Source organism: Rhodoferax sp. UBA5149 (genome assembly GCF_002413825.1).
Lineage (GTDB): Bacteria > Pseudomonadota > Gammaproteobacteria > Burkholderiales > Burkholderiaceae_C > Rhodoferax.
In genome coordinates this window covers 3886-17292 of the sequence record NZ_DHXT01000008.1, presented here as the reverse complement: position 1 = coordinate 17292, position 13407 = coordinate 3886, and the positions used below count along the sequence as shown (strand labels likewise).

Annotated in this window: 12 protein-coding genes; 10 read left to right on the top strand and 2 right to left on the bottom strand. The window is 62.5% G+C overall.

The window, feature by feature from the left end; genetic code table 11:
• The first annotated feature begins 14 nt into the window (after window positions 1-14).
• Both lspA and B3V69_RS00550 read left to right on the top strand, forming a co-directional pair.
• Window positions 15-512, top strand: a complete 498-nt coding sequence (gene lspA / locus B3V69_RS00555; RefSeq protein ID WP_296442809.1) for a signal peptidase II — start codon at window positions 15-17, stop codon at window positions 510-512.
• A gap of 39 nt (window positions 513-551) precedes the next feature.
• On the top strand, window positions 552-2261 hold the full coding sequence (locus B3V69_RS00550; RefSeq protein ID WP_296442806.1) for a Na/Pi cotransporter family protein: 1710 nt from the start codon (window positions 552-554) through the stop codon (window positions 2259-2261).
• 62 nt (window positions 2262-2323) lie between these two features.
• Here B3V69_RS00550 and B3V69_RS00545 read toward each other — a convergent pair whose 3' ends face one another.
• Window positions 2324-3382, bottom strand: a complete 1059-nt coding sequence (locus B3V69_RS00545; RefSeq protein ID WP_296442804.1) for an AraC family transcriptional regulator — start codon at window positions 3380-3382, stop codon at window positions 2324-2326.
• A 151-nt stretch (window positions 3383-3533) separates the two neighbouring features.
• On the opposite strand from B3V69_RS00545, the gene B3V69_RS00540 reads away from it, so the two are divergent.
• The 5 genes from B3V69_RS00540 to B3V69_RS00520 all read left to right on the top strand — a co-directional run bounded on the left by B3V69_RS00540 (window position 3534) and on the right by B3V69_RS00520 (window position 7433).
• Window positions 3534-5054, top strand: a complete 1521-nt coding sequence (locus tag B3V69_RS00540; RefSeq protein WP_296442802.1) for a diaminopimelate decarboxylase family protein — start codon at window positions 3534-3536, stop codon at window positions 5052-5054.
• Window positions 5051-5518, top strand: coding sequence for a hypothetical protein (locus tag B3V69_RS00535; RefSeq protein ID WP_296442801.1), 468 nt, complete (start codon window positions 5051-5053; stop codon window positions 5516-5518). Before B3V69_RS00540 ends, B3V69_RS00535 begins: the two co-directional genes overlap by 4 nt.
• The gene (locus B3V69_RS00530) at window positions 5515-6000 is read left to right on the top strand and encodes a DUF2147 domain-containing protein (protein WP_296442799.1); all 486 of its coding nucleotides are present in this window, start codon (window positions 5515-5517) and stop codon (window positions 5998-6000) included. The genes B3V69_RS00535 and B3V69_RS00530 overlap by 4 nt, the downstream gene beginning before the upstream one ends.
• A gap of 18 nt (window positions 6001-6018) precedes the next feature.
• Window positions 6019-6882: a TorF family putative porin gene (locus B3V69_RS00525; RefSeq protein WP_296442797.1), complete on the top strand. Its 864-nt coding sequence runs from the start codon at window positions 6019-6021 to the stop codon at window positions 6880-6882.
• 65 nt (window positions 6883-6947) lie between these two features.
• A complete protein-coding gene (locus tag B3V69_RS00520; protein WP_296442794.1) occupies window positions 6948-7433 on the top strand; it encodes a DUF2147 domain-containing protein in 486 nt (161 codons plus the stop codon).
• 52 nt (window positions 7434-7485) lie between these two features.
• Here the strand turns inward: B3V69_RS00520 and B3V69_RS00515 are convergent, their stop codons facing one another.
• Window positions 7486-8481 carry a quinone oxidoreductase family protein gene (locus B3V69_RS00515; protein ID WP_296442792.1) on the bottom strand — a complete coding sequence of 332 codons (996 nt, stop codon included), beginning with the start codon at window positions 8479-8481 and terminating at the stop codon, window positions 7486-7488.
• A gap of 198 nt (window positions 8482-8679) precedes the next feature.
• Between B3V69_RS00515 and B3V69_RS00510 the strand changes: the two genes are divergently transcribed.
• From B3V69_RS00510 to B3V69_RS00500, 3 genes are read left to right on the top strand one after another with little or no spacing between them, the layout of a single operon-like run.
• Entirely contained in the window at window positions 8680-9756 is a 1077-nt protein-coding gene (locus B3V69_RS00510; protein ID WP_296442790.1) for a TRAP transporter substrate-binding protein, read from the top strand.
• The gene (locus tag B3V69_RS00505; protein WP_414707447.1) at window positions 9753-12392 is read left to right on the top strand and encodes a bifunctional diguanylate cyclase/phosphodiesterase; all 2640 of its coding nucleotides are present in this window, start codon (window positions 9753-9755) and stop codon (window positions 12390-12392) included. Before B3V69_RS00510 ends, B3V69_RS00505 begins: the two co-directional genes overlap by 4 nt.
• A 39-nt stretch (window positions 12393-12431) precedes the next feature.
• A complete protein-coding gene (locus tag B3V69_RS00500) occupies window positions 12432-13334 on the top strand; it encodes a DMT family transporter (RefSeq protein ID WP_296442788.1) in 903 nt (300 codons plus the stop codon).
• The last annotated feature ends 73 nt before the right edge of the window (window positions 13335-13407 follow it).

The following is a 13407-nucleotide window of genomic DNA, read 5'->3' as shown; positions in this document are numbered from 1 at the left end:
CGGAGGTTTGCATAATGGCCAGAGGCTTCAAATCATCATCGGGCGGCATGCTGCAGTGGCTGGGCCTGGCCGCCATCATCGTGATCGCAGACCAGTTCACCAAGGTCCTGATCGTCGGCTTCTACCATCTGGGCGACAGCACCGCGGTGACCAGTTTCTTCAATGTGGTTCGCATGCACAACAGCGGCGCCGCGTTCTCGTTTCTGGCCGGTGGGTCGGGCTGGCAACGCTGGTTTTTCACCGTCATCGGCCTGCTGGCGGCGACCCTGATTTTGTGGATGCTCAAGTCGCACGCCGGGCAAAAACTGTTTGCGTTTGCACTGAGCTGCATCCTGGGCGGCGCCATGGGCAACGTGATTGACCGGCTGATGTATGGTTACGTGGTGGACTTTCTGGACTTTCACTGGCACAACTGGCATTTTCCGGCCTTCAATGTCGCGGACAGCGCCATTACCGTGGGCGCCGCCTGTCTGATACTGGACGAACTGCTGCGCGTGCGGCGCGCGCGCTAGGCCAGGGACACGAGCCCGGACACAAGAAAAGGGAACACGTTGACGCACCTGCTGAATTTGCTGGCGGCCATTGCCCTTCTGGTCTGGGGCACGCAGCTGGTTCGCACCGGCATCCTGCGGGTCTTTGGTGTGAACTTGCGCAACCTGCTGGCCAAAAGCGTCAGCAACCGCTTCAACGCCACCCTCTCGGGCATCGGTGTCACGGCGCTGGTGCAGTCCAGCACGGCCACGGCCCTGATCGTCTCCTCCTTTGTCGGCCAGGGCTTGATGACCTTGCCTTCGGCGCTGACCGTCATGCTGGGCGCCGACATTGGCACCAGCCTGATGGCCGTGGTGTTCTCGCTCGACCTGTCGTGGCTGTCGCCGCTGTTCATTTTTGTCGGTGTGGTGCTGTATATTGCGCGCCAGTCCAGCACCGTCGGGCGCGTCGGGCGCATTCTGATCGGCCTGGGGCTGATGTTGCTGGCCCTGCGGCTGGTCACCCAGTCTGCCAACGTGCTGACCCAGGCGCCGGCCGTGAAGGCTTTGCTGGCCTCGCTGAGCAGCGATCTGTTGCTGGAGATTCTGGTCGGTTGCGTGCTGTCGGTGCTGTCGTATTCAAGCCTCGCCATCGTGCTGCTCACCGCCACGCTGGCCAGCACCGGCGTCGTGCCGCTGGATGTGGCGCTGGGCCTGGTGCTGGGCGCCAATCTGGGCAGCGGCCTGCTGGCGGTGTTGACCACGCTCAATGCCAACGTGGAAACACGCCAGGTGCCGCTGGGAAACTTCGTGTTCAAAATCATCGGCATTGCGATGACGGCACCGTTCGTCAGCCTGTGGCTAAAAAATGTGCACCCCTGGGTGGGCGAGCCCGCGACGCTGGTGGTGCTGTTCCATCTGGCGTTTAACCTGGTCGTGGGCGTCGTCTTTATCGGTTTGACCCAGGTCATCGCCCGCTGGGTCGAGCAATGGTTACCCAAGCCGGACAGAAGCACCGTGGCGGGTCGCCAGCGTCATCTGGATGCCAGTGCCCTGGCAACCCCGTCGCTGGCGATCTCCTGCGCCGTGCGCGAGGCCATGCACCAGGCTGACGTGGTGGAAACCATGCTGCTCGGCGTGCTGGAGGTGATCAAGAGCAACGACCACAAGCTGGCCCAGGATCTGCAGAAGATGGACGATACGGTGGACGAGCTGTACTCGGACATCAAGTACTACCTGACCAAGATTTCACGCGAAGCCCTGAGCGAGAACGAAGGGCACCGCTGGACCGACATCATCAGCTTCACCATCAACATGGAGCAAATCGGCGACATCGTCGAGCGCGTGCTGATGGATATCGACGACAAGAAGATCAGATTCGGTCACGAGTTCTCGGATGCGGGCATGACCGAGATCACCGAATTGCACGGCCGTCTGGTCAGCAACCTGCGGCTGGGCATGAGCGTCTTCCTCAACGGCAATGTGCGCGACGCACAAAAACTGCTGGAGGAAAAAACCCGCTTTCGCGACCTGGAACGCCAGTATGCAGCCACCCACCTGGAGCGCCTGGCCGTCAACACGCTGCAAAGCATTGAGACCAGTTCGCTCCACCTGGACATGATCAGCGACCTCAAGCGCATCAACTCCCACATCTGCTCGATTGCCTATCCGATTCTGGACTCGGTCGGCGCGCTGGCGCCCGCCCGCTTGCGTGATTCAGTGCTGGACTCACTCCACCCGGTAGCGGGAAACAGCGTGCAGCCGCACAAACCGGGGAAAACGCGGACCTGAACTGATTTGGCAGAGGCCCAAGCGGACGCCATTGAGTAAGGGTCGGCATGCTACCCCATCCATTATTCTGGTCCAGGCGTCTGCGTCGCATTCACCGCATAGCCATGCGGTGTCACGCCGGTCCAGCGGCGAAACGCCCGTTTGAAGGCACGCAGGTCGGCAAAGCCCAGATCGTGCGCCAGTTCGGAAAGGCTCTTCGCTTGCGCCAGGGCATCGATAGCGACGGCCTTGCGTGTTTCGTCCACCAGCGCCCGGTAGGACGTGCCCATGCCCGAGAGCTGCCGTCGCAGGCTGCGCTCCGACACGTTGAGGTCGGCGGCAAGCTGCTGCAGCTTGGGCAACTCAACCAAGTTGCCCCTCACCCGGCGCGTCAGGGTTTCGGTCAGGTCCTGGCGCGCGTGGCGGCGCTGCAAGAGCTGTTCAATCAAAGCATGGATCTCGGCGCGCGCGGACGGGTCGCTCCCGACGATCGGCGTGGCCAGTGCCTCGGCCGAGATTCGCATCCTGTTTTCACGGGCATTGAAGCGCACGCTGCAGCGGAAAAAATCACGGTAAGCCTGGTGGTGCGCTGGCTCGGGGTAGCGCAACTCCACAGCCAGGGGGCACAGCGCCTCGCCTACGAGCTGGCGCGCAAGACGCAGCTGACTGGCAAACCCCTCCTCCACCAGAAAGCGCTCGACCTCCGCATCCTCGAAGCGCAACTGCGCGACCAAAAAAACGGAGGCACGATCGGCGTCAAAACTGAAGTTCGGCAACGCACCGGCCTGGGCCTGGCGTTGCACGGCGTACTGCGCGGCCTCACCCAACGTGCTGCAGGCCATCATCCCGAACCCGATGGCACCCCAGGACACCAGCGTCTGGCGGGCGCCGACGACCAGCCCCAGTGCGGGCTCGGTGCATGCCGCCAGTGCCCGCCGAATGATGGCGGCGCCCTGTCGAAAGGAGATCAGGGTGTGGGGCGCGTTCAGGTCCGCTTCGGTCACGCCCAGGCCGCGGCACAGGCGTTCCTGCGCAACGCCATGCTCCGCGGCAACGGCCAACAGACTGCGTAGCGTGTACGGTGGAAACACCGCCGCCTGATCGGGCAAAACCGACGCGGTCGGGTCAGTGCGTTTGGACATGCCTGCATGGTACGGCAGGACCCGCACAGGCCCGCCGTGCGCCAACACGGTTGGCCGTTTCGGTACCACCGCACCGCCTATCGGGAACCACCGAAACGTGCACGCCACCGGCCTAATGACGCCACGCCGACCAACCCTGGAGTACCCCACCATGCCCCCTGTTTCCGACGACGCCATCTCCGTGCACAACGGTCGGCTGCATTTCGACGGTTGTGACACCGTTGCACTGGCCGAGGAATTCGGCACGCCGCTGTTTGTCACTTCTGAAAACAAACTGCGCCAGAACATACGGCGCTTCCACCAGGCGTTTGCCGCGCAATGGACTGAAGGGGAGGTGCAAATTCTGCCGGCCATCAAGAGCAACTGGAATCTGGCGATCTGCACCATCCTGGCCAGTGAAGGCACCGGTGCAGACACCTACTCTGCAGGCGAACTGGAGGCCAGCCTGAGTGCCGGCATTGCACCGGAGCGCATCTCGGTCAACGGCGGTGGCAAAAGCGAGGAGACCATTCGCCGTTGTATTGAGGCGGGCGTGCGCATCACGATTGAAGACCTGGATGAGCCCGATCTGATTGAGCGTGTGGCGATGGAACTGGGCAAAAAGGCCTACGTGCGCTTTCGCGTCAAGCCCGACTTTCCCAATCTGTGGAAGCTGAGCGACTTTGCGCTGGACTATGCCTCGATTGCCACCAGTATTCAGTTCTACAAGTCCGGCATTCCGGCCCAGTACCTTGTGGAGTTGGGCCGCAAGGTGCTGCGCATGACGCACGTTGAGCTGGTGGGCTTTCATTTCCATGGCGGTCGCCACCATGCCAGTCTTTGGTATTGGCGCGGCACGATGCGACAGTATGCGCGCCTCATTGGGCACCTGTGCCGCGCATGGGGCGGCTACCAGCCGAAGGAGATCGACATCGGTGGCGGCTTTGCCTGCCCACGCGACCCGCACAGCAAGCTGCATGCACGCGCCGACGTGACGTTGACTTGGTGGGCATGGCGCCCCTTCGAGCTCATCAGCCCGCTGCTGGGTGCATGGTTGCGCAACGGTATTTCATCGCTGGTCTTCAATCAAGTGATGGCCCGCGGCCCCTCGCAGGCCCGTGCGCCGAGCTACGAAGACTACGCCAAGACAGCGGTCGGGGCCTTGCGTGACGAACTGCACAAACAGGGTGTCACCACCACCGGTGTCTGTCTGCAAATCGAACCCGGCAGAGGCCTGTTCGGCGATACCGGCATCCACATCACCCGCGTTAAAAAATTCAAGCAGCAGACCGAACCCGTGAAGTTGAACTGGGTGTTGACCGATACCAGTGTTTTCTTTTTGACCGGTGGGGTCTATGAAAACAACTACCACGACTTTCGCATCGCCAACCGCGCCGACGCGCCCGCCACGGTGGTGGCGGAAATCGTGGGCCACTCGTGCTACGGCGATCGCATCCTGCCTCTGACCAAAATTCCAGCGGTGGTACCGGGCGACCTGATCGCGCTGCTCGATACGGGCGCCTACCAGGAGGTCTCGGCAAGCAATTTCAATGCGCTGCCGCGACCCGGCATGGTGCTGATCAACGGCAAGCGCCGCCAGTTCATACGCCGCCCCGAAACCACCGAGGACGTGTTTGCCCGCGACAGAATTCCAGACTGGCTGGCATCCCCCAAGCAGGAGGTGTTGGCATGATCCGTTTCGTTGCATGGATCAATATCGCTGCCGCGCTGGGCTTTGTCTGGTTCTGGACCAGCTTTCACGCCGGCTGGTCCTTCCCCATGGAGGAATTGAGAACCCTGATTCCCAATTTCGACGGCTACTACGGCTGGGAAACCTCGTTCATCGTGCCAGATCTGCTGGTGGCGTCGGCGATGGGCAGCGCCGGCCTTGCACTGCTGCGCAACCCGCAGCACCGCATGGCCGCCATCAGCCTGGTGTTCACCGCCGGCGCCTGCATGTTTCTGGTCGTCCTGGACACGACCTATGCGCTGCGCAACGGCCTGTACACGCTGGGGCATCCTTTTTCCTACGATTTGCTCTCGGTCCCGCTGGGTTTGACGCCGGTGGTGCTGCTGACCCTGGGTGTACTGGGGCCCAGGCTGGGCCTGGGCTTTTCAAAGGCGGCGTGGAACCAACAACCCGGAGACAAAACATGACATCCAATCAGTGGCAATACGTGGCACTGCTCACCAGTGTTCTATCGGGCTCAGCCTGCGCGCAAAGCGCCGACGACTATGTCGGCAAATGGATGACCGCAGCCGGTGACGGCGTGGTCAGTCTGGAGCGATGTCCGCTGGGCCGTGGAATGCCTGCGTCAGGCCTGTGTGGAACCGTGGTCTGGGACCGCAACGTGGGTGACCCGAAACGAACGGAAGCCCTGGACTGCAACCGCAAGGTGGTGGCGTACGCCAGGTTCGATGGCAGTTCCTGGACCAGGGGCTGGGCCTTCGACTCCCGCACCAATAGGACTTACTACAACCGGCTGCGCCTGAAGGACGGCAAATTGCAGTCTCGCTCTTATGCCGCCAATGAGATGTACGGCGAAACGGAAATATGGACCCGCGTGTCCGAAGTTCCACCTGGGTGTGAAGGAAAAACGCCTGGTGTTCGCATGCTCAAGGGCTCCGCCGGAAACTAATTTTTACCCAGGAAAAACATGAAAACCAAACTCTGTGTCGCCCTCGCTTTGACGTCAACGATTTCGTATGCGCAAACCCCGCCCCCCGAACCCGATGACATCAATATCAGCTCCGAGGTCAGGTTGACGACCAACCGCACCAGCCGTGGCATCACCGATTCGGGTCTTAGGCCCTCCACGTCTGTGACCGTGAACATGGTGCACGCGTCGGGCATTGCAGGCCTGATTGAGCTGGCTACCGTCAGCAAAGACGCATTGCCCAACAGCAATGGCACCATGGCCATTGTGGGCGCGGGCTACCGCAATGGTGATCCGGATGCGTTCCACTATGGCGGCGGGTTTTACTATGAACTCTTTCCCGGTGCGAACTACAACGCGCCGCTGACGCAGGACGATGCACTCGGTGGCACTGGCAGCAAGGTCGATTTCGACACGGGTTATGCCATCCTGGAACTGGGTTATGGGCCTGTCGATATCCGCTACGAGCACACTATGACCAATCGCTTTCGTGGCATCAGTGTGGGTGCGGTGTGCGCGCCCTTGGCAGCAACCGATCCCACGGCGTATCTGAAATGTTTGGCGCCCGGAGACTTGTCCAGCCGTGGCACCGGCTATCTGAGCGTGAATGCAAAGCACAAGCTGACGCCGCAGCTGGAGCTCTCGGGCCATATTGGCGTACAACGCGTGGCCAATTTTTCCGCAGCCAACCTGACCGATGTTCAAGTGTCCTTGGACTACACGGTGAATCGCTGGGTGTTCGGCCTGGATGTGACCCGTGCCAACGTGGAAACGCCCCAGATGTATGCCAACACGCGCTCCGATGGCAGCGCCTACCAGGCCAATGACACGGCCTTGGCCGCCCGAATTTCGTACAAGTTTTGAGTGGCGCGCGTGAGCACACCGGGCTCAATGCCGCCACTACGCCTAAGTTCCGCAGGAGACCTCGCATGAATGCAAGTCAATGGAAATGCGTGGCACTGCTCGCCAGTGCTTTAACGTGTGCTGCTCGCGCACAGACCGCGGACGACTATGTCGGCCATTGGTTGACCGCAGCGGGTGATGGCGTGGTTAGCCTGGAGCGGTGCGCGCTGGGCAAAAATTCGTCATCCATGGGATTGTGTGGCGTAGTGGTGTGGGATCGCAACGTGGAAAAACCACAACGCACGGAACCCCTGGATTGCAACCGCAAGGTGGTGGAGTTCGCCCAATTTGACGGCACCTCTTGGACCAAGGGCTGGGCCTATGACTCCCGCACAAACAAGACTTACCGCAGCAAGATACGCCTGAAGGACGGCAAACTGCATGCCCGTTACTACCTGGGCCATGAAATGTTTGGGGAGTCGGAAGTGTGGGCCCGTGTGTCCCAAGTGCCTTCCGGGTGTGCCGGCAAAAGTCCGGAAGGTTCGGGCATGTTGGAGCCGAAAAGCAAGTAACCGGTGGGGCACCGATTGCGGCATGAGATCACCGAATTTCACGGCCGACCGATTACAGCGTCAAAATAGTGCAACCCGTCGTCTTGCGGGCTTCGAGGTCACGATGCGCCTGCTGCACATCTTCCAGTTTGTAGCGCTGGTCGATGCGAATGGTGACCTTGCCACTGGTCACCGCCTCGAACAAATCATCCGCCATCGCCTGCGTGCTTTCACGCGTGGCGATGTGGCTAAACAGCGTCTGGCGCGTCACGTAGAGCGAGCCTTTGGCGCCCAGCAGGCCCGGCGCAAACGGCGCCACCGGACCGGAGGCGTTGCCAAAACTGGCCATCAGGCCAAACGGCGCCAGACAGTCCAGCGACTTGTCCCAGGTGTCCTTGCCGACCGAGTCGTACACCACCTTCACGCCTTTGCCAGCGGTGATCTCCTTGACCCGCGCCAAAAAATCTTCGCTTGCGTAGTTGATGACAAACGCCGCACCGTGTTCATTGGCCAGCGCGCATTTGGCATCCGACCCGGCCGTGCCGATCAGTTGCAAGCCCATGGCCCGCGCCCACTGGCAGGCAATCAGGCCGACGCCACCGGCCGCCGCGTGGAACAGCACAAAGTCACCCGCCTGCAAACCGCCTTGCGGCTGGGTCCGTTTGAGCAGGTATTGCGCCGTCAGCCCCTTGAGCATCATGGCCGCGCCGGTCTCGAATGAAATGACATCGGGCAGCTTGCAGACGCACTTGGCGGGCATCACCCGCAGCTCGCAGTAGCTGCCCGGCGGCTGGCTGGCGTAGGCCGCGCGGTCACCCACTTGCAGGTGGGTGACGCCGGCACCGACCGCCTCCACCACACCGGCGGCCTCCATGCCCAATTGCAGAGGCATCGGCAAGGGATACAGACCGCTGCGCTGGTAGACGTCGATAAAGTTCAGGCCGACCGCGTGGTGACGAATGCGGATTTCACCCGGACCGGGCTCGCCCACCGTGACCTGGACCAGTTTGAGCTGCTCGGGGCCACCATTTTGATCAATGCGAATGGCGCGGGAAGGGATTTGGGTCATATCGTGTCTCCTGAAATTTGAAGGGTCCAGCATGTTGCCATGAAATGGAGCACGACATCTTCCTCTCTGGCCACGGCTGCGCTTGAACCGCAAGGCGCGGCTTGAAGCAGGTGTTTATCCGGGTGTTTTTTGAGCCTGTGGCCGGCGGCTTTCTGCCAGAATGGAAAGGTTGCCCTTGTTAGCCCATCAGAATTCCCCATGCCCCGTTCAAATCACTGCTTGCCCGGTTGGCGTCGCGTCGCGACGCTGCTTTGCGGCGCGCTGGTTTTGTCAGGGGCGCAGGCGCAATCGACGTTGCCGCAAAAACTGCGCATCGTCGGCGGTCTGGCGGGCGTGAACCAATACACGCGCCATGAAGCGCCGTTCTGGACCAAAGACTTGTCCCGGCTGAGTGGCGGCAAGTTCGACGCCGATATCGTGCCCTTTGACCGCGCCGGCGTGCCTGGCGGCGACATGCTGCGCCTGATGCAATTGGGTGTGGTGCCTTTTGGCACCGCCATATTGGGCACCCTGTCCGCGCAATTCCCCGAGTACGGCGCGCCGGACCTGGCCGGACTCAATCCGGATATGGCCAGCCTGAAGAAGTCCGTCGCCGCCTTCCGGCCTTACCTGGAAACGACGCTGCGCGAACGGCATGGCGTGGAGGTGCTGGCCATCTATGTGTACCCGGCCCAGGTGGTATTTTGCAAGAAACCCCTGGCCAGCCTGGCGGATCTGGCGGGGCGGCGTATCCGCGTCTCGTCAGCCACGCAATCAGATTTCGTGGGTGCGCTGGGCGGCGTGCCGGTGCTCACCGGGTTTGCCCAGATCATGGCCAATATGGCCTCGGGCAACACCGAGTGCGCGATCACTGGCAGCATGTCGGGCAACACCCTGGGGCTGCAAGAAGTGAGCACCCATATCCACGCCCTGCCGGTGACCTGGGGTCTGGCGCTCTTCGGCGCCAACCTGGCCGCCTGGGGCGCCTTGCCGCCCGACTTGAAGATCTTGCTTCGCCGTGAACTGCCCCTGCTTGAAGCGGCGATCTGGACCGAGAGCGAACGCGAAACCGCAGACGGCATGGCTTGCAATACAGGCGCTTCGAGTTGCAGTTCCGGGCGCCTGGGGCGCATGCGTCAGGTGAGCATTTCGGCGCAGGACGAGCGTCGACGCCAGGCCATCTTCAGCGCCACGGTGCTGCCGCACTGGCTGCAGCGCTGCAATGCGCATTGCGCCGCGGTCTGGAACCAGACCATCGGCCCGGTGCGCGGCGTGATGGCGCCTGTTGCCCAATGAGGCGCTTGAAACTCTCCACCGTGACCGTCTCGATAGGGGCGCTGGTGGGTGTATTTTTGCTGGCGCTGACGCTGGCCGCGGCGAGTCTGATCTGGCATGCCCGAAAGACGGCCCTGGCCGAGAGCGAAGCAAAGGCCGTGCTCTTTGTCAGCGGTGCCGCAGCGGCACTCAACCGAAGCTTGCTGGGGGTGGATGTCTTGCTCGCCAGCATGGACGATCTGCTGGGATTGTCGGGGCTGATGGTGGACTGGATCGATACCAGGACGGCCAGTCAGACGATGTATGGCGCCATGCAACAAAATATGATGGTGCGCTATGTCGCGCTGATCAATGCGCAGGGACGGGTGATGGCTTCGTCCGATCCCGGTGGCGCGCAGCTGGTCGTGAGCTTGCCGGCGGGCTTTTTGGACGAGGTGCTGACCCAGCCCGTCTCGGCGCTGACCGTCAGCGCGCCGGTGGTGAGTTTTGCCAGTTCCGAGCGGGTGCTGTACTTTGGCCGCCCTATCAAACTGGCTGACGGCGCGAAGGTGGCAGTCGTGGCCGAGGTGCAGGTGCCACTCCTGACCTCCATCATGATTCAGGGGGTGGACATCAGCGGGCTCGAAGTCACGCTCGAACGCGGCAACGGACAGTTGCTCGCCAGCGTGCCGCCCCAGGAACAGCTCGTGGGCACGCAGCTCTCGCCGGCCTTGGGTGTTCAGCGTGACTCAGCCCATGCGCTGCGTCTGCCGGCGCGGCTGGGAGGCACGCCCGCCATGGTGGTGACCCGGCCCATTCTGTACCGCGATATGCTGATTGCGGCCAGTATTCCGATCGACGCGGCGCTGGAAGAATGGCGCACGCAACGCAACTTCATGGTCGGTGCGACACTGGTGTTTGTCTTGATGGTTCTGGCAGCGGGTGGCTTTGCCGTCTGGTACCTGGACCGGCTGGCGCAGGCGCGCATCGCCATGGCGCAGTCAAAGGCCACCCTGGATCAGGCGCTGGAGTCCATGGTCAATGGCTTTGTGTTGCTCAATGCCGAGTACCAGGTGGTCAGCTGGAACCGGCGCTTTGTGGAGATCTATCCATGGACGGCGAGGATGCTGGCGCCGCTCTTGCCGTTTCGTCGCCTGCTGGAAGTGGCGGCCAAACACCATCTGCCGGGTCTGAGCGAGGCCGAGCTCCGAAACTGGGTTGAACGCCGCATGGCCCTGCAGTTGAATCCGCAGGCCCCGCATGAGCAAACCTTGCCCAATGGCCGCTTCATCCAGATCACCGAGCGGCGCACCCCCGACAGCGGCTTGGTCATCGTCTATCACGATGTGACCGAGCTGCGCGTCGCCACGGCCGAGGTCGAGCAACTGGCGTTCTATGACGCGCTGACCCGGCTGCCCAACCGCCGGCTGCTGATGGATCGGCTGCAGCACGCCCTGGCGTCGAGCGCACGCAGCGGCCAGCACGGCGCACTGCTATTTCTGGACCTGGACCATTTCAAGACACTGAACGACACGCTGGGTCACGACGTCGGCGACTTGCTGCTGCAACAGGTGGCGCAGCGCCTGAGAACCTGCGTGCGCGATGAGGATACGGTGGCGCGCCTGGGCGGCGACGAGTTCGTGATCATGCTCGAAAACCTGTCCGAGCACAGCCACGAGGCCGCCACCCTGGCCCAGCGCATCGGCGAAAAGATTTTGCAGTTGCTCAACCAGCCCTACCAGCTGGCTTTGCATACCTACCACAGCACGCCCAGTATCGGGGCCACTTTGTTTGGAGTGGTGCAGCAAGCCCCGGCCGACTTGCTCAAACAGGCCGACATCGCGATGTACCAGGTCAAGTCGCGCGGGCGCAACGCCCTGTGCTTTTTTGATCCGCAGATGCAGGCCGCCATCACGGCGCGGGCCCAGCTGGAGGAAGACCTGCATGCGGCCTTGCTGGCCGGGCAGTTCGAGCTGCACTACCAGCCCCAGTTCAAACACGGTGAGCGCGTGGTCGGGGCCGAGGTGCTGATCCGCTGGCGGCACCCGCTGCGCGGCATGGTGTCACCGGTCGAGTTCATCCCGGTGGCCGAAGAAAGCGAGCTCATCATGTCCATCGGCCACTGGGTGCTGCGCACCGCCTGCCAGCAACTCGCCGTCTGGCAGAACGATGATCGCTGCCGCGCGCTGCATCTTTCCGTCAATGTGAGTGCGCGCCAGTTTCGCCAGCCGGATTTCGTGGCGCAAGTCGCCGCGGTGATACACGCGACCGGGATCAGGCCGCACTTGCTCCAACTGGAACTCACGGAGTCGCTGGTGCTTGTCAATGTGAACGACACCATTGCCAAGATGAGTGCGCTCAAGGCACTTGGGGTGCAGTTTTCCGTGGATGATTTCGGCACCGGCTACTCCTCCCTGGCTTACCTGACCAGTCTGCCACTGGACCAGCTCAAGATCGACCAGTCCTTTGTGCGCAACATCGGCATCAAGCCCACCGACGGCGTGATCGTGCAGACCATCATCGGCATGGCGCGCAACCTGGATCTGGAGGTGATTGCCGAAGGGGTGGAGACGCAAGCGCAACAGGAATTTCTGGCCCGCCATGGCTGCATCCTGTACCAAGGCTACCTGTTTGGCAAGCCGACACCGCTGGCGGATTTTGAGGCCTTGCTGGGCTAAGAAAAAGGGGCCAGGCAGCGGGCTTGTTACAGTCGTGCCATGCACCCCAAACTGACCCCTAGCGCCGCCCTGTTGCTGACCTTGCCGCCGCTGCTGTGGGCCGGCAACGCGGTGGTCGGTCGTCTGGTCAGCGAGCTGGTGTCGCCCATGACCCTGAACTTTCTGCGATGGGCGCTGGCCTTCAGCTTGCTGGCGCCGGTGGCGGGCGCGGTGCTGCGACCCAGCAGTCTGCTGTGGCCGAACTGGCGGCGTTTTTCGTTGCTGGGGCTGCTCAGCGTGGGCGGCTACAACGCCTTGCTCTACTTGGCCCTCAACACCTCCACCCCTCTCAACGTCACGCTGGTGGGCTCCAGCACGCCGGTCTGGATGCTGCTGATCGGGCGCTGGTTTTTCGGCGTTGCCATATCGGGGCGCCAGCTGCTGGGCGCCGCCTTGTCGATCACGGGCGTCCTGCTGGTGCTGTGCCGGGGTCAACTGGAACTGCTGCAGCAGGTGCGACTGGTGCCCGGCGACCTGTACGTGCTGCTAGCCTCGGGCTCCTGGGCCTGTTACAGCTGGATGCTGGTGCGCCCGACCACGGAACCACCCGGCATTCGATCAAACTGGTCGGCTTTTTTGCTCGCGCAAATGACCTTTGGCCTGCTCTGGTCCGGCCTCTTCGCTGGCGGTGAATGGGCGCTGGCCAAAGCCCACATTCAATGGGGTTGGCCGCTGGCCGCGGCGCTGCTGTTTATCGCCGTCGGTCCGGCGCTGATCGCCTACCGCGCCTGGGGCGCCGGCGTGGCGCGGGCCGGCCCGGCGGCGGCGGGCTTTTTCTCCAACCTGACACCGCTCTTCACCGCCCTGCTCTCCAGCGCATTCTTGGGCGAGACGCCCCGGCTCTATCACGTACTGGCTTTTACCCTGATCGTGGCCGGCATCCTGGTGTCGTCGCGCCGCTGAACTGACCCCCACGCTTGTCACTTCGTGTACTACGCTGCCCCCCGAGGGGGCTGGCCTTGCTTGGGGCGGCCCG